This is a genomic window from Bifidobacterium tissieri, assembly GCF_002259645.1.
GTDB lineage: Bacteria > Actinomycetota > Actinomycetes > Actinomycetales > Bifidobacteriaceae > Galliscardovia > Galliscardovia tissieri.
This window is the reverse complement of record NZ_MWWV01000012.1, coordinates 111,345-126,842: the sequence shown is the minus strand read 5'-3', so window position 1 is coordinate 126,842 and position 15,498 is coordinate 111,345. Positions and strand designations below refer to the sequence as shown.

The following is a 15,498-nucleotide window of genomic DNA, read 5'->3' as shown; positions in this document are numbered from 1 at the left end:
CATGATCTGGATCACCAAGATCCTCACCTTCATCTTCTGCGTCATCGTCGGCATATCCGGCTGCGTCATCGTACAGGAACTCCACATGAACACCCGACAAAAAGTACGCCAGGAACTCGCCAGCCAAGTCGCCGCACGAAACGACGAACAACACAAACTCGAATCCGACGTCGCCACCCAGCGCTCGCAGATTGACGCCCTCACCCAGTCGCTGAAGCAGGGGGAGGAGAATTCCCAGACCACCAAGGACGCCATTGCCAACGGCACCATCGCGGTCGAAGGCAGCGGGGTCGTAGTCACGCTGACCGACCCCATTGCGGCGGAGGACCAGAAGGGCGACCTTCCCCGTGACAAGAACGGTCATATCATCCGCGTGGTGTCCGACTCGGATCTCCAACTGTTCATTTCACGGCTCTGGGCGTCCGGAGCCGAAGCCATATCGGTCAATGATGTCCGCATTGGCGTCCAGTCGTCGGTGCGCGTGGCCGGACAGACCATTCTTGTCGGGGTCACATCCGTGCAAAGCCCGTATCGGATACAGGCGATCGGCGATCAGTCCGCGCTGGAGAACTCGGTCGACAAACAACACAATACCGACCTATATCAGTCGCTGAGCGAAGTCGGCATATATCCTGATGTAGCGAAGTCGTCTAAGCTTGCATTGAAGGCGTCGGGCGCACCCGACCTCAAATATGCGAAAGGGGTGGAATGATGCCGGCAATCATCGGACTCATCGTTGGAATCGTCGTGGGCATATTCATCAAACCGGACGTGCCTATCGCCCTGCAGCCGTATCTGCCGATCATGGTGGTGGCGGCGATCGACGCATTGCTCGGATCCGCACGAGCATACTTTGAGCGCAGCTTTTCGGACCGTGTCTTCGTCATCTCGTTTCTGTCCAATGTCATCACCGCGGCACTGCTGGTGTTTCTTGGCGACCAACTCGGAGTGGGATCCCAGCTGACCACGGCAGTGATCGTGGTGCTGGGCATTCGCATCTTCTCCAACGTGTCGGCCATTCGTCGTTTCATCTTCAGAGGCTGATGATCGATGGCAAGGATCCAACACAGCGAGGGGGAGAAGACCTCACAGAAGCCGGCGTTCAAACGATTCCGGCATCAGGAGATGGCCGATGAGATCAATGACGACCTGTCCACAGGTACGTTCCCGCAGGTCAAGAAGAGACCGCCGCGGGCGAGGCGGGGATCGAATCGGGCCAAGATCCTCACGTCCGTCCTCATGGCTTTGCTGTGCGCATTGCTCGGATTCGGATACGTCACCCAGCTGCAGAACTCGCAGTCGTCATACTCCACGCTGAGCGAGGACGAGCTGGTCCGACTGCTCGACGAGACCAGCAAGCAGATCGACAATCTGGAAAGCCAGAAGTCCCAGCTGTCCGAACAGCTCAAGTCCATCCAGTCCGCAGCCGACAAGCAGAAGGAAGTCGAACGCGTCGCCAAGGAAAACGAGGAGAGCAGTGGCATCCTGTCCGGCAGACTGCCGGCGCAGGGGAAAGGCGTGATCATCACCATAGGACAGAAGGACAAGCACATTCCCGCATCCACCATGTTCACCCTGATCGAGGAACTCCGCAACGCCGGAGCCGAGGTCATAGAGTTCGACGATGTGCGAGTCGTGACATCCACGTCGCTGCTCGACACCGAAAACGGATTGAACTGCAGCGGGCAGAATGTGGAACCGCCGTATGTGATCAAGGCCATCGGCGATCCGTCCTCGTTGCAGAACGCCGTGCAGATCGCCGGTGGAGTGGGCTCGCAGCTTCGTGTGAAATACGACGCCGGCGTGTCCGTCAAGCAATCCGACAATGTGCAGATCGACTCGGTGAGACAATCAACCGACTATAAGTACGCCAAGACTGTAGAATAGAACCATGACTGATCCGATTCCTACCGCCGGAGAGACTACCATCATTGGTATCCCGGCCATTCATATTCCGATTACCAGCACAGGGGACAGGCCTCTGACCCAGCAGGATCTCGATACGATCGCGAGACTGGGTGATGATTCGGCCTTGCTGATCTCCACACGTGGCGCGGTATCGGGATCTCGCTATCTGCTCGATGAGGACACCGTCAACGTTGGACGCGATCCTCGTTCCGACATTCTACTCGATGATTCCACGGTCTCCAGAGCACACGCCGTCTTCCACCGAGTCAACGGCCATTTCACCGTTCAGGATGCCGGCTCATTGAATGGAACCTATGTGAACCGTCAGCGTGTGGATGAAGCCGTGCTGCACAATGGCGACGAGATCATGATCGGCAAGTTCCGACTGGTCTTCTTCACCAAGTCGGCCGTTGTGACCGCCTGAGCGGCGCGTTCGACACGTCGTTTTTTAAATTCCGTGTCCCTCCCGGGCAATGCCCTACACTGGATAATGCAGTCCAGTTCAGCATTGCGTGGGAGGGACTTCAATGATCGAAGACTCCACGGTTCGTCTCAGTTTGCACGTCCCGGCACGAGGACGAACGAAGTCGTTGCCTCACGCCGTTCAGGGACAGTTGTTTGATATGGGGGAGAGCGCCTGCCGTCTAAGGGGATATCAGGGGACGGTGGCGTCCAGAGTAGCCGGGATCACTCATCGGCAGCTTGATTATCTGGCCCGTAAGCGGATAGTCGAGCCTTCCATATTGCTCGTGCATGGCACCACGGTACGTAGGCTGTACACGTTCGACGACGTGGTCCGTTTGACGGTGTTTCAGAATATGTTGAATGCCGGTGTGAATCTGCAGGCCGTGATCACAACCATGCATTGTCTTGTACGACATACGACCGAGGAACTTGAGGACGTCACCATACTGTGCGATGGCGATACCGTCTATGAATGTGTGACTGATGCCCAGGTGATTCGTTTGATCCGTGACGGTCGCATGGTGGTTGGCGTATCGGTCGGTGCTGTGTATCGGTATGTGAACAACGCGCTGAAAAATGAGGAATTTGTGGACGTCGAGGACAAGGACGTACGCACTTCGGATTTGACGCTGGATGAGTTCACGGAAGTACGGCTGCGCAGACAATATGGTCAGCAGGGCGAAGTCGTGCGTCAGCGGAAGCATAGAGGGGAAGAACGCGAGGAGGCGTGAACAGGATGGTGAATTGGTTGGTAGCGGAGCGGTCGGGAATATAATCTGACATAACGTACATTATCGGATATATATATGGGCGGTTGAGGATGATACAGGAAACGGGCTGTGCCTACGGTACATACCTGCCATAAGTCACAGCCCGTCACAGCCCGTTCGCGATGTGCACTACATAACCGTACGTGTCATGTCAGCGTGCGAAATATTCCTGAACCGCGTCATACAGTTGGTCGACGGTGTCGATGATCAGCGTAGCCTTATGCTCCTCAAGCTCGTTCGGCTCGGCATAACCCCAGCGACATCCGATCGACCCGATGCCCGTTGCCGTCGCGCCATCCATATCGGTCCAGCGGTCACCCACCATGACCGCCTTGTCGCCGGCGGCTTCATCGTATCCGATGTGATCGAAGCAGTATCGGATCACCTGATCCTTATCCAGTCGCGACGTGTCCATGCTGGCTCCGTATACGCCGTCCACCATGCCGGTCAGATGGAAATGCTCGCATACCGGAATGGCCTGCGGCTCAGGCTTGCAGGTCGCAATGGCAAGATAGTATCCGGCTTCACGCAGCTTGGAAAGCTGTTCCGGGATTCCTGGGTACACCGTGTTGAACAGGCGCCCCGGTACCTTGTTGCTGGGTTCGTTGGGATCGTCGAACACGGCCGCATCCGAATAGTAATGACGATAGATGCTGATGGCACGATCAAGTTCGTCACCTGTCGGGATGCCGTTGCGCTGGAACGATTCCATGATCGAAGGACCGATGAATCGATGCAATTCGGCGTCATCGGGAACGGGCCTGCCCAGTTCCTCGAACGCCTTGGTCACGGATGCGATGATGCCGGGATCGGACTTGGTCAGGGTGCCGTCCAGATCAAGCAGGACGACATGCTTCGGATGCGTGGTCATGGGTTTCCTCTCCTATTATGTTCGCTGATCGATATGTTCACTGATCGATCGAATTGATATGCGTCGTCGAAGACACGACCGTCATGATGATGCCCGACCACGATATCAATCATGGCCGGGCATCAGACCGCCTACTCGTAGTCCGGGATCCACCCCTCGCGGTGCATCTTCAGACGCTTGTCGAGCAGCTCCTTGAGTTCCTCCTCATTGCGCCGTTCCAGTAGCATGTCCCAATGAGTACGGGTCGGCTTGGCGATCTCATTCGCCTCGGCATCCTCAGCACCTTCGCGGTGCGCTGTGAGACCGCAACGGCATTCCCATTCCGCGGGCACTTCAGCTCCCTCAGCCAGCGGCAGGATCGTTCTGTGGCCCTTCGGGCATACGTATGCCACATCATTACGGGCGGCGAAATCGACGTTGTCGTCCGATTCCAGTGACTTCGCACCAATGCTCATACCGCGAAGCGAACGTTCAGCCATGCTATTCCTCCTGTACCTATACAACCGTTTCCACGCTACAAAACAGGGCAGACCTTGATATTATTCCCGGTTCTCCCCTGTCTCGGCCGTCAGTCGACTCCCGAATACGCGACGATACCGCGATTGACAAGATCCGCGGCCTGCCTGGCCGTCGCAGCCACATACTCTCCGTCGCCGTCAAGATATGGGCCGGTCTGTGCCACCTGACCCAGAATATCGGCCAGCCGCTTGCACGTACGGACGAAATCACCACCGGTCATATCGTTGTTCTGCAATACGACGGACAGATCGCTTCCCTTGGCCCATTCGTAGGTGATGTCGACCATGCCGAAATCCAACTGGCGTGGAGCGTCGAGACCGGCATCCTCGCAGATCGCATTGATGCGCGACCATATCCGCTTCGTCTGCGCCGCAACCTGTTCCAGCCTGCCGGGATACCGACGAGGCTCCCCCGACCCGCCTCGGCGAGACTCATAGACGAACGCACTGCACAGTGCGGCGACCTCGGCGGGCTTGAGATCAACAAACAGACCGGATATCAGACATTGCGCCAACACCAGATCGAGTTCACTGTACAGCCGGCGCAGCAATTGTCCCCGCTCCGTCAGTACATAGTCGGCGGGACGTCCAGGCAACGAACGTGCATCCGACAATGGCGTGGGAACGCCCTCGAGATATCCCAGATCCTCCAGAATCGTGCAGATCGCATCAAACCGTCGGGCAACCGAACCGGTTCGCGAATCATACCGATGCCGTACGCGTTCCAATTCACGACTTTCGCGCATCCACCGGTGCCCCCAGCGCATATGCTGCGCCAGATCGGGACAGGATCGGCACGGATGCATCCGATCCCGCTCGCGAAGCTCCGCGATACGCCGGTCAAGGTCACGGAACGCCTGTGACCGCTCCTGTTCGGAATGGAAATTACGATGCTTGAGCGCCTTACGTTCCCCGCGTTCTAGATCAGTGAGCTGCATCCTCACCTGAAGAAAATCGCGGAAGTCTCCCCTGTCACAGACGAATGCCCGTTCATATCCATCCAATGCTGCGGTCAGCGTGGTGATCTGCGACTCCAACGTCTCCGCCGACTCATTCGCCTCCCACTGGGCAAAGGAGTGATCCAACGTGGCGCGCGCGGTGCGATAATCACTGGAATCCAACAGATTGACCGCCATGTTGAACGTAGGTCGGAAACTGGAATGCAACGGATACACGCGCTTCGACGACAGTGCCGCCGCCGTGGCCGCCTGAAAATCGCGATGATCAACCACCACGGCATGACCGATGGAATCAATGCCGCGCCGTCCGGCACGACCGGTCAGCTGGGTGAACTCCCCCGGCGTCAATGGCACATGCCCGGTTCCATTGAACTTGTCCAGCTTCTCTACCACCACGCATCGGGCAGGCATATTGATACCCAGCGCCAGCGTCTCCGTGGCGAATACCACCTTCACCAAACTCAACTCGAACAGGCGCTCGACAATCTGGCGGAACAGTGCGATCATTCCCGCATGATGCGGAGCGAAACCCTCCTCCAACGCGAAACGGAAATTCGCAAAATGCAGGGTTCGCAACTCATCACGAGTCAGCTGCCCATCCACCATCTCATCCACGATCTGCCTGATCCGACGCGCCTCCTCCGGCGTGGTGAGCTCCAAACCGGCATTGATGCACTGCTGCACCGCCATATCACACCCATTGCGGGAAAAAATGAAGTAGATGCCCGGCAGCAAATCAAGATAATGCAACTCATCAACCACAGCCCAACGCTTTGGCGTATATCGTTGCGCACGGGACTCGCGGCGATCCATACGGCCTCGGCCTCGCCCATGAGAGCCATGCGTGCCGGAACGTCGCTCCGCCATACGATCCAACTCCGACATACGCGACACCAGATCGGGATTGAGCTGCGCACTGGTAGCGGAACGATACAGATCATAGATCTCAGGCTCGTGCCGTTCATCACGCTGCACCATCACATGCTGCTCCAGCGGCACGGGTCGACGCTCGGACACCACCAGGGCGGTATCGCCTCTTGTCGACTCGATCCATGCGGAAAAATCCTCCACATTGGAAACCGTGGCGGAAAGACCCACCACACGCACCTGACGGGGCAGATGAATAATGACCTCCTCCCACACCGGGCCACGGAACCGGTCGGCAAGATAATGCACCTCATCAAGCACCACATAGCGGAGGGCGGTAAGCGTCGTGGACTGCTCATACAGCATGTTGCGCAGCACCTCAGTGGTCATCACCACAATATCCGCCTCGGAATTGATCGAAGTGTCACCGGTGAGCAGACCGACCCTGTCCTGACCGTACAATTCGACCAGATCATGGTATTTCTGGTTGCTCAACGCCTTGATCGGCGTGGTATAGAACGCCTTGACGTTCTGCTCCTGAGCCAGGAACACGGCAAAATCAGCAACGATGGTCTTACCGGCACCAGTCGGCGCAGCGACAATCACATTGTCTCCGGACTCCAAGGCATTGATCGCATCCAGCTGAAAATCATCAAGGGAAAAATCCAGCGTCTGCGCAAAACGATGCGCCGCGCTCGCGGCATGCTTTTGGCGCTCGCGGAACGCCTGATATCGGGCCGCCGGGCTCGAGTCCTCTGACCGCAACATACTGTCCTGTTCGGTATTCTCGGTGGTCCTGTCGTGCCTGTGACGATGACGTCGTGCCATCAGTGGTCCTCCCCCGTATGACGGTTGTCTTCCACAATGTTCCAATGTTCGCGTGCCGCCGGAGGTACCAGCAGGCGCAAGGCCTTGCTGTGCACGTCAACGGTGACCGGAAGCGTGCCGATGCACTCCCCATCGGACATCAGGACAGGGGGCTCCTTCCCCTCCCCAGTGGCGTTGATCGTGATCGAACGAATCCTGCGGTAGCCGATTACCGGCTCGTCAAGGTGCTCGCCACGATATGCCTTGGCCAGTATCCGCAATGCCGCCGGTGCCGTAGGCAACCACTTGGCCCAAAGCATTTCCAATAGTCCATCGTCCAGATCGGAGTCCGGCGACGCCTGGATGCCGCTACCGATATAAACGGCATTGGCTATGGCGAGAAGCGGCGTGAGCAGATCATAATCATCCACGGAATAATCGTCGTTGGTGACCGCAACATGGAACCCGTAGTTTCCCACATGCGCCGCTTCACGGATGCCCGCCTCCAGATAACGAAGCGTGCCGAACGGCAATCGTGATTGATTGGCACGGTCATTGATGGCCGCATCGATCGAACAGTTCAGCATGCCGGCGAAGAAGGTGTCGATACGGTGTCCTCCGTCCTCCGGGGAACGGACATGGCCAAGATCCAATACGATCGTTGAATCATATGACAATGCCGCAGCGATGCCTTCGGCGCTGGTTGCGATACGACCGATCGGCAATTCAACGCCTCTGGCGAAGTCATTGCCGGATCCGCAGGCGATGATGCCAAGTGGCACGTCGCAATCAGCCACTGCGTTGACGCCGATCGATACCATGCCATCCCCGCCGACGACGACCAGCGCCTTGGCATGGGTGATCGCTCGGCATGCGTTTTCCAAAGACTCGTCACGGCTATGTCCGGTGACATCCACGACGGCGAAGCCATGCCGTCCGCAGGCTTCGCGCAATGCGGCGACGGCTTTGCGGGATGCGTGGGATCCATGCCCATTGTCAGCCGCAGGATTGGTCAGAACCGCGACTATGCCGCGGCGATGGGGAACAGCGGAGGCTCCCCTGTCGTGATGATTGTCGTGATCAGCGGCCAAGGTCATTGAACGTCTTCCAGCGTTTCCAAATGGCTGCATGCCTGTTCCTGATCTCCTCCTGATGCCTGATCACGGCGGAATGGGCATCGGCGTACCGTTCCGCGGATACGTCAATCGGCAGAACAAAAGAGGGCACCTGCTTCTCGCGGGTCTCTGGATCCTGTTCCAGACGAGCCAGTGCGTTGGTGATGTCATCACCCGTTCCCGCGACGACACGCAGAGCCGATATCGCGTGCCTGATTGCATATATGATGCCGCTCGCCAGCATCACAAGAAAAAAGATCACTAACACTACCCAGACCCATCCCGGCATGCGTGCGTCTCCTTACGATTCATATCAGCCCACCATTCAGACTAGTAGATCCTCCTGATGGGCGGCATGTATGACGTTACTGGGCTCGCGACGGCTGTGTGGGCGTATTGTCGCCCAAGGACAGCTCCCTTGTGGCGCGGGCCGTGATCATGGATCGCAACGTACCCGGCGAAACCGCCACGATATGACGGGCATGAGCGATGCAGAAGGCCACGAACCAGGAATCGGACGAAACCGTCAGATACACCTTCTCACCGTTGCCGCAACGTTCCACTCGGGCGTCCTGCAACGATTCGATGAACGGCAATCCCGGCTTGTCGGTGACGAAGGACGCCGCCGTTCCGTTGTCGAAGCTCCACTGTCGAAGCTCCGAGATCGGAACGTCAGGTACTTCGATCGGCTGATCCGGATTGACGACCTCGGCGCGGCTGATGCGAGCCAACCGTAATACCTGCCAATCTCGATGACGCTGATCGTTGCTGTCGGGAGATGGAATGCTGAACGATGACTCGGTGGCGCCTTTCCACACGGCGGTGTAATACACGCCTTCATCCACGAAGATCTTTGCCGGGGCTACCAGCTTCTCACGGATACGTCCGGCACCATCGGTGTATTCGATGTTGAGCAGGGCCTTGGAATGAATGGCACTATCCACGGCCTGGAAGCATTGCGGCTCCATCTCATAGCCGGTCAGCGACAGCCACGGGGTCTCCCCCGGTTCGGTATGTTCACGCAGGCGTGCATACAGTGAACCAGCCTGACGGCGGGACTGTACTGGCAGCAGCGGCGAATGCGCAAGGTAGCTTACCGACGCGGTCAGCAGACTGAGGTACTGAGGCGAAATGCCGGCAAGACGCTCCAAGCCTAGGGAATTGGTGGCGCTGATAATGCCTTCCGCTTCGAGCAGTGACCAGTCGATGTCGAAGAACTGGCTGCCCGCCATTTCGCCGTCATCGGAAACCGTGGTGAGCGTGCCGATGTCCTTGCGGATCACGGCGACCGACTTCTTGAGCTCGTCCTCAGTCTTGGCGTGGCCGATGAAACGTTCGGCCAGATCGGTCATCGGGAATTCCTCGCCGATGTGTGCGGAAAGGAACAGCATAAGCCGCAGACGACGATCCACTTCGGAACCTGTCTGGAACGATGCGCTGAGCGCTTTCCGCCCTTTTGTCTTGCCTTTGGAGTCCTCGATGTCGGCATTGTGATCCGAGGACATCGACAGATCGCGTCGAGCCTTGATCGCCTCTTCCGGATGGTCGGCGGAACCCAACTGAGTGGCGGCGTGCAGACGACGATTGAACGCGTCAACAGCCTCCTGAGGGCTGATGATCGAGGAGCCGGGATGCTCAAGCACGAACATGGCAAGATCATCGGAATCAGTATAGGCCACGTTGATGTGCTCGCCATCGACGTCCACAGTAGCGGCGAAACGTCGGGAGTCGATGACCTTCACCAGTGCGTCAGGAATGGTCTGGGTGCCAAGGCCTGGTGCGATGGAGTCCAGACCAAGACCTGGAACCGGCATTTGCGGTACGCGAGGAGCGGTACGCGAAGCCTTGGTGTTCTCCTGCGATTCCATGCGCTGGGATGCCGAGGACAGCGAGATCGACTGCGCAAGATAGTTCGCCGCGGCGAGAACCGGAAGATCCTCCTGCGCAAAACGCATGCGGATCCTTGGTTCGTCGCCGAGCTGCAATCGATATGATGCGAAATCCTGTCCTTCTGACTTTGAGGAGTATTCCGGCTGTCGAGACTCAATGGCGATACCCATGGCCGCCAGTTTGGCCCGATCCCTCTGGAACTGCTTGGCAAACGCCGCTTTGGCCGCCTGATCAGCCAACTCACCATACGAATCGGCATAGGCCTTGACTCGCTGGGCGATTTGGCGGGAAGTCAGCCATTGGGGGAAAGCCGATGAAAGTACGGCCAGCACATCCAGCTCATGCTTGCCCCATTTATCGGAGAAACGGCGCCTTCCGTTTGAAGTTCCCTCAGCCATCTGTCCTCACGTCTCGTTAACGTTGATAGTTGTATGTAGGCGCAGAAGCGCCTTTAGACATTCTACGGGTATTTCTTCATAAAACCACGGTTTTATGAAAAATTATCCTGGTGGGCGATTTCTCGCCCACTGTCATTTACAACCAATCATCCGGTTCGACGCCCAGAGGTCCGACAAATTCACCGTTTGGCACGTATGCCGGTTCTCCCTTGTCCTCCAGCAATGCCGCCGAGAAGCATTTCACATTCTGACCGAACGTCCAGTCGCCCTTGACGGTGAAGGACTTGGCGGCGGCAAGCGAAGGCACGCCGTACGGGAAACGCTCATCGAAGTCGGCAATGTTCTTGTAGTAGCGAGGATCGAGATCCACCTCGGGGAAGATGTAATTGCCATCCTCCATCTCGTAGGAATCCGTCAGATGGAAACGATCGGAACGCATGATGAACAGGTCGTTGGTGGTCTTCACCGGAAGGAATCGAGGACGGTCCACTTCGATGCAGGTGGCACCATCGAACAGGGAGATGGCTGCACCCATGGCGGTTTCAAGCTGAATGACCTTGGTGGTGGAGGAATCGGTGGGGTCGACGGTCTTACGGTTACGAATGACCGGAAGCTCCAACACACCGTTGGTGGATGCGAGCTTGTCACGCAGATCGCGCACACGAACCCAGATGTTGTTGGTGTTGAAATACGGATGCTTGGCGATGTTGGTCGCATCGGCCTTGTCGTCCGGATGCACCTGACTCATCTCACGCAGCGAAAGACGCCCGGTCTTCTTGTCGCGCACGATATGACCGCCCTTGCAATCGGCAGGGGTCTTGTGAGCGACCTCCACCATGAAGGGCGCGCCGGACTGGGCGAATGCACCGGCCAGCGTGGTGGACGGGCGGGCACCCAGATTGTCGGAATTGGAGATGAACAGGTATTCGATGCCGTGCTCCAGCAGTGAGTCAAGCAGACCGGACTCCCACAGCGTGGCAAAGACGTCACCATGTCCCGGCGGGCACCATTCGAGTTCCGGATTCTCCGGATGCTCAACGGGGGCGCCGGTGGCCGCATCGAGCTTCGGCTCAACGTGCTGGATGATCTCCATGGGGATGTCATCCTGGTGGAAGCGGCGGTTGTGGTGCAGTACGGCCATGGATTCCTTGGAAGTACGGAACGAGTTCATCAGCGTCAGCGGCAACTGCACATTCTCTCGGGTGCGGGCTGTGATGACCTGCCCCAGAATGATGTCGAGGAAGCGCATGCGCTTGGCCTTGTGACGGCGCACCGGCAGCAGGGACTTCGGACCGGCGAGCCCCATTGAGGTTCCTAAGCCGCCATTGAGCTTGAGGAATGCGGTCTTGCGGAATGCTTCAAGCGCCTTGTCATGGTCGATGGTGTCGTGAATGTCGCGTACGGCCGGAATATCGGTCAGAGGCTCAACATCCTCTTCGCGGATCCACTCGGACTGATCGGCCTGCCATGTGCGGTAGAGTCGCTCGAATTGCGAAATGGCGATTTCGCTCATGCCATGTTCGCGCATCTTGGCGGCGGACAGGCTAAATGAATCGTTGGACACGGTTCCCCTTTCGTTTGGACACGGAATTCCATTTTATAGGACAAAAGCAAATACGGGGGCATCGGTTGTCAAAAAAGACGCTTGCCGTTCAACTGCCGTTGGGGTTGCGCACAGGATTCCCGCGATGGTGATGTGTGGGTACCGTGGCAGGAGTGTAATGACAGCTAGCAGTATCAGTGCAGTGATGGCATCGAGGACTGATTCGGGGTAGAATGCCAGTAGTGAGGCCAGCCATATCACCGCGGCGAATAGCCGTACTTTGACGAGAAAAGTCAGTTCATGCCACCATGTGGCCGGGTGGTCGCTCAAAGATGCAGAACCCATAGTACGGGGTGGCTGAGGGTCAGTCATCCGGGTCATTTCACTGCCTGTTTCGAGAGTCGTCGAACCGGGATCCCCTGGGATTGGCAGGCAGTACGAACAGTACGATCTGGCTGGTCAGGTACGCTGCTCCCATCAGGAGCGAGACGAGCAGCCCGGCCACCATGATCCGGTTGGGATCAGAGATCGAGACGGCGCCGATCACCATGAACGCCAGAAGGAATGCCAACGGCAGCAATATCCACCATCCGTTGAGGTTCTCATCGTGCAGGCGGCGTACGCCGATCGTCACAGTCGGTACCAGAAGCACCAATTCCACGATGAAAACCACCCATGTGGATAGAGGGCCATCTCCGCTGGCATCATGCCAGATGATCGCATCCCCGGCTTGCGTCACCAGCATGACGACGGCTTCAATGAGAAGACACAGCAGCATCGCCCACCAGTATTCGCCGCGCGATGCCCGTCCCCGCATCACGAGAGCCTTGTTCCAGAAACGACGGGAAGCGTCCTTGACCCCGATACCATATCAGGGTTTTCTCAGCGGTGGCGCCGTGCGGCCGCCAGCGCTCGCATAGGCGATGGTGCCAGTTCCGCTCGTGTTCGTCTTGTTCGTTGGCGTCTGTATGTTCACATTCATTGTCGCTCCTTACTGGCACGACCTGTTGGTCGGCTTCTTCATCGCATGCGGAGGGATTTCCTCCGTACCATCATGAAACCGTATCCGGCTCGGCGTATCCAATAATGGGGGGTTCGTTGTACACATTCATGTACAACGGACGAGATAGCGGCTAGAGTGTCTCAGATTCGCTTCAGTTCGGCCATGGCTACGTAGTGCAGCACGTCGAACCGTTCCGGGGCGATGCGTTCAAGCATGGCCATGTGCTCGCGCTCCCATACGATGATCCGTTCCGGGGCAAGCGATGCCCCGATGCCGCGGCAGGCTTTCATCCGCCCGTTCCAGCTTTCCCGGGTGAATGGCACTTTCAGCTTACGCTCCTCGTGATGGACGAGTTCGAAACCGGAACGATAGCAGTCTGGAATCGCGATCGGGTGCATCTGCTCTCCCGCTCCACTCCAATGCGGACTGTACTTGAGCGCGAGCCGTTCGCTCTCTCCCGCGATCATGTCCTCGAACGGTAACCACTCCATGACCATAACAAGGAACCGACCGCCCGGCTTGAGCAGGCGATGCAGTTTGTGGCACACGATTTCATGGTTGAAATACCAGAAGCACTGGCATGCGGTGACCACATCGAACGAGGCATCCGGGAAATTGACGTCTTCCGCAGACGATACCCGGTATTCGATGCCGCTCATGCCGGCTGACAGGCGTCGGGCCTGCCCGATCTGTTCGACGGAGATGTCGGTGCCGACCCATGTGGCGCCGTACCGAATCATATTGCGCGGCAGCACGCCGGTGCCGGTGCCCAGATCGAGCACATGCTGACCGTCCCGGCACAGGCCACGATGGAGGATCATCTGATAGAACTCCGGCGGGTAGATATCACGGTATTTCGCGTAATCGGCCGACGTCCTCCCCCAGTCGAACGGCGTGCCGTCATCTATACGCTGGTCAACGATCATCGCGAATCACTCTTTCTGATCAACCCCGGATTCAATCCTTCACCCCCTACAGGCTACTCGCCTGGCCGTCTCAGGAATCCGGGCCTCTTGCAATCATCGTGACATCGAACATTGAAAGGTCATTCGCGGTCTATTCAACGGCCGTGTGACTGCCCCACTGCAGCACGATGATGCCGACGATCATGATCGCCATGCCCAGCCACATGCGCCAGTTCAACGGGTCGCGGAAGGCGAAATGCGCGATGATCGCGGTGGAGATGATGCCGACGCACGACCATACGCCATACGCCAATGCGGTCGGCATGCCACGGTCCAGTACCTTCGCGAGCAGGAAGAAGCAGAAGCCGTACCCAAGCACCACTGGAACCACCCAGGCAAGTTTGCTGAACCCCTCCGATGCGCGCAACGACAACGTGGCCACCACCTCACTGAAAATAGCTCTGAACAGCATCAACCACGTCAAGGCCATGTCCATCTTCTCCTCGCGATTTCGTTTCAGATCAGGGACAATATCAGGTATTCGTTACAGGTCGTTGCGGTATCGTTGTCCATAACTGCCTTCTGGAAAATGGAAGGTAGGTTCTCTGATGAATGGCGATGCTCCGGAATGCGTTCGAATGTACCTATTGAACGATTTGGTCTGGATTCGCCGTATGCGGCGAAGGCTGAGCTTTCCATAGATGAGTGGCAAATGGTTCGTGCGCTGCTGGAACGGCTGACCGGCATGCCGGATCTAGAAAAGCTTATCTTCCTGCACAAGCACGCTCTGGAGGAACAACTCAAGCGCGAAGACGAGATGGACCATCGTGGCAACAAAACAATATACGACGAAAACGGCAAGTTCGTGAGGGTTGAATTGGGCTCATGCTTCCCATCGAAAACATGAACGAGAAACGGCGACCCCTACCTTCCGCATGGATGGCTCACTTTGCTGGAAGCCTGCTATGAGCAGTTTGACGATCAGGACGTCGTCTACTATCTCGTCGTGGAAAGCCAAGTCGAAACAAGCGAATCATACCGTTGCCTGAAGCGTCTGAAAAAGATAAGCGGCGATGACTGGAGATCCCAGTGTGAGTTGATGGTGCGTCTTCTACTGAAATACTATCCAGAGTTGCTTTCCAGCAAAGAAGGCGAGCTAGAGACATGCGTCGTGAGTGCGCTAAGAGAAGAGTGTCAGAAACTGGACATCCAGCTCCCTCGAATCAAGGCGGATGCCAATGCTGATGATCCTGTGCAAAAAGCCTTCCTACTCGACCACCTAAGAGATGGGCTGTGAAAAACCATTGCAGGGATACGCGATCGTTAGGCTCCATTTGAACAACGGGGAGAGCGCGGCGCTATGACACAGGGGTGCAACCGGCGTCGGCCGGTGGGACATCTCCCCACGGTGCCGGGCCGTGTCTTGTCAACGGGCTTACCGCAGATATGGCACGTGTCGTAGGCAACCAATACCCGTCT

At 57.3% G+C, this 15,498-nt stretch carries 17 protein-coding genes; 7 read left to right on the top strand and 10 right to left on the bottom strand.

The features are described from left to right. Window position 1: 1 nt before the first annotated feature. The 5 genes from BTIS_RS08685 (at window position 2) to BTIS_RS08665 (ending at window position 3,104) form a co-directional block, all read left to right on the top strand. Window positions 2-712 (top strand): DUF881 domain-containing protein, encoded by a 711-nt coding sequence (locus BTIS_RS08685; protein WP_158216883.1) that lies wholly within the window; start codon window positions 2-4, stop codon window positions 710-712. Further along, window positions 712-1,044: a small basic family protein gene (locus BTIS_RS08680; protein WP_094664648.1), complete on the top strand. Its 333-nt coding sequence runs from the start codon at window positions 712-714 to the stop codon at window positions 1,042-1,044. The genes BTIS_RS08685 and BTIS_RS08680 overlap by 1 nt, the downstream gene beginning before the upstream one ends. 6 nt (window positions 1,045-1,050) lie before the next feature. Beyond that, window positions 1,051-1,887, top strand: a complete 837-nt coding sequence (locus BTIS_RS08675) for a DUF881 domain-containing protein (protein WP_094664584.1) — start codon at window positions 1,051-1,053, stop codon at window positions 1,885-1,887. 4 nt (window positions 1,888-1,891) lie between these two features. Continuing rightward, complete coding sequence (locus BTIS_RS08670) at window positions 1,892-2,332, top strand: FHA domain-containing protein (RefSeq protein ID WP_094664582.1); 441 nt, start codon at window positions 1,892-1,894, stop codon at window positions 2,330-2,332. A 103-nt stretch (window positions 2,333-2,435) separates the two neighbouring features. Beyond that, entirely contained in the window at window positions 2,436-3,104 is a 669-nt protein-coding gene (locus BTIS_RS08665; RefSeq protein ID WP_094664580.1) for a MerR family transcriptional regulator, read from the top strand. Between the two features lie 190 nt (window positions 3,105-3,294). Here the strand turns inward: BTIS_RS08665 and BTIS_RS08660 are convergent, their stop codons facing one another. From BTIS_RS08660 to BTIS_RS08615, 10 genes are all read right to left on the bottom strand, one after another. Continuing rightward, the gene (locus BTIS_RS08660) at window positions 3,295-4,014 is read right to left on the bottom strand and encodes an HAD hydrolase-like protein (RefSeq protein WP_094664578.1); all 720 of its coding nucleotides are present in this window, start codon (window positions 4,012-4,014) and stop codon (window positions 3,295-3,297) included. Between the two features lie 131 nt (window positions 4,015-4,145). Further along, window positions 4,146-4,493: an RNA polymerase-binding protein RbpA gene (locus BTIS_RS08655; protein WP_094664576.1), complete on the bottom strand. Its 348-nt coding sequence runs from the start codon at window positions 4,491-4,493 to the stop codon at window positions 4,146-4,148. An 89-nt stretch (window positions 4,494-4,582) separates the two neighbouring features. Beyond that, window positions 4,583-7,186, bottom strand: coding sequence for a DEAD/DEAH box helicase (locus BTIS_RS08650; protein ID WP_420807015.1), 2,604 nt, complete (start codon window positions 7,184-7,186; stop codon window positions 4,583-4,585). Next, window positions 7,186-8,262, bottom strand: coding sequence for a diacylglycerol/lipid kinase family protein (locus BTIS_RS08645; RefSeq protein ID WP_158216882.1), 1,077 nt, complete (start codon window positions 8,260-8,262; stop codon window positions 7,186-7,188). Before BTIS_RS08645 ends, BTIS_RS08650 begins: the two co-directional genes overlap by 1 nt. Continuing rightward, window positions 8,246-8,569 (bottom strand): hypothetical protein, encoded by a 324-nt coding sequence (locus BTIS_RS08640; RefSeq protein WP_094664572.1) that lies wholly within the window; start codon window positions 8,567-8,569, stop codon window positions 8,246-8,248. The genes BTIS_RS08645 and BTIS_RS08640 overlap by 17 nt, the downstream gene beginning before the upstream one ends. A gap of 76 nt (window positions 8,570-8,645) precedes the next feature. Beyond that, on the bottom strand, window positions 8,646-10,568 hold the full coding sequence (locus BTIS_RS12355; protein ID WP_094664570.1) for a helix-turn-helix transcriptional regulator: 1,923 nt from the start codon (window positions 10,566-10,568) through the stop codon (window positions 8,646-8,648). A 136-nt stretch (window positions 10,569-10,704) separates the two neighbouring features. After that, window positions 10,705-12,096, bottom strand: a complete 1,392-nt coding sequence (locus BTIS_RS08630) for a UTP--glucose-1-phosphate uridylyltransferase (protein WP_094664644.1) — start codon at window positions 12,094-12,096, stop codon at window positions 10,705-10,707. Between the two features lie 397 nt (window positions 12,097-12,493). Next, window positions 12,494-12,928, bottom strand: coding sequence for a DUF805 domain-containing protein (locus tag BTIS_RS08625; protein ID WP_094664568.1), 435 nt, complete (start codon window positions 12,926-12,928; stop codon window positions 12,494-12,496). A 326-nt stretch (window positions 12,929-13,254) separates the two neighbouring features. Continuing rightward, a complete protein-coding gene (locus tag BTIS_RS08620) occupies window positions 13,255-14,040 on the bottom strand; it encodes a class I SAM-dependent methyltransferase (protein ID WP_094664566.1) in 786 nt (261 codons plus the stop codon). Window positions 14,041-14,170: 130 nt separating this feature from the next. Then, window positions 14,171-14,509, bottom strand: coding sequence for a DMT family transporter (locus BTIS_RS08615; RefSeq protein ID WP_094664642.1), 339 nt, complete (start codon window positions 14,507-14,509; stop codon window positions 14,171-14,173). Window positions 14,510-14,647: 138 nt separating this feature from the next. Between BTIS_RS08615 and BTIS_RS08610 the strand changes: the two genes are divergently transcribed. Both BTIS_RS08610 and BTIS_RS08605 read left to right on the top strand, forming a co-directional pair. Next, the gene (locus BTIS_RS08610; protein WP_094664564.1) at window positions 14,648-14,926 is read left to right on the top strand and encodes a hypothetical protein; all 279 of its coding nucleotides are present in this window, start codon (window positions 14,648-14,650) and stop codon (window positions 14,924-14,926) included. A gap of 42 nt (window positions 14,927-14,968) precedes the next feature. Next, on the top strand, window positions 14,969-15,316 hold the full coding sequence (locus BTIS_RS08605) for a hypothetical protein (protein WP_094664563.1): 348 nt from the start codon (window positions 14,969-14,971) through the stop codon (window positions 15,314-15,316). Window positions 15,317-15,498: the final 182 nt, after the last annotated feature.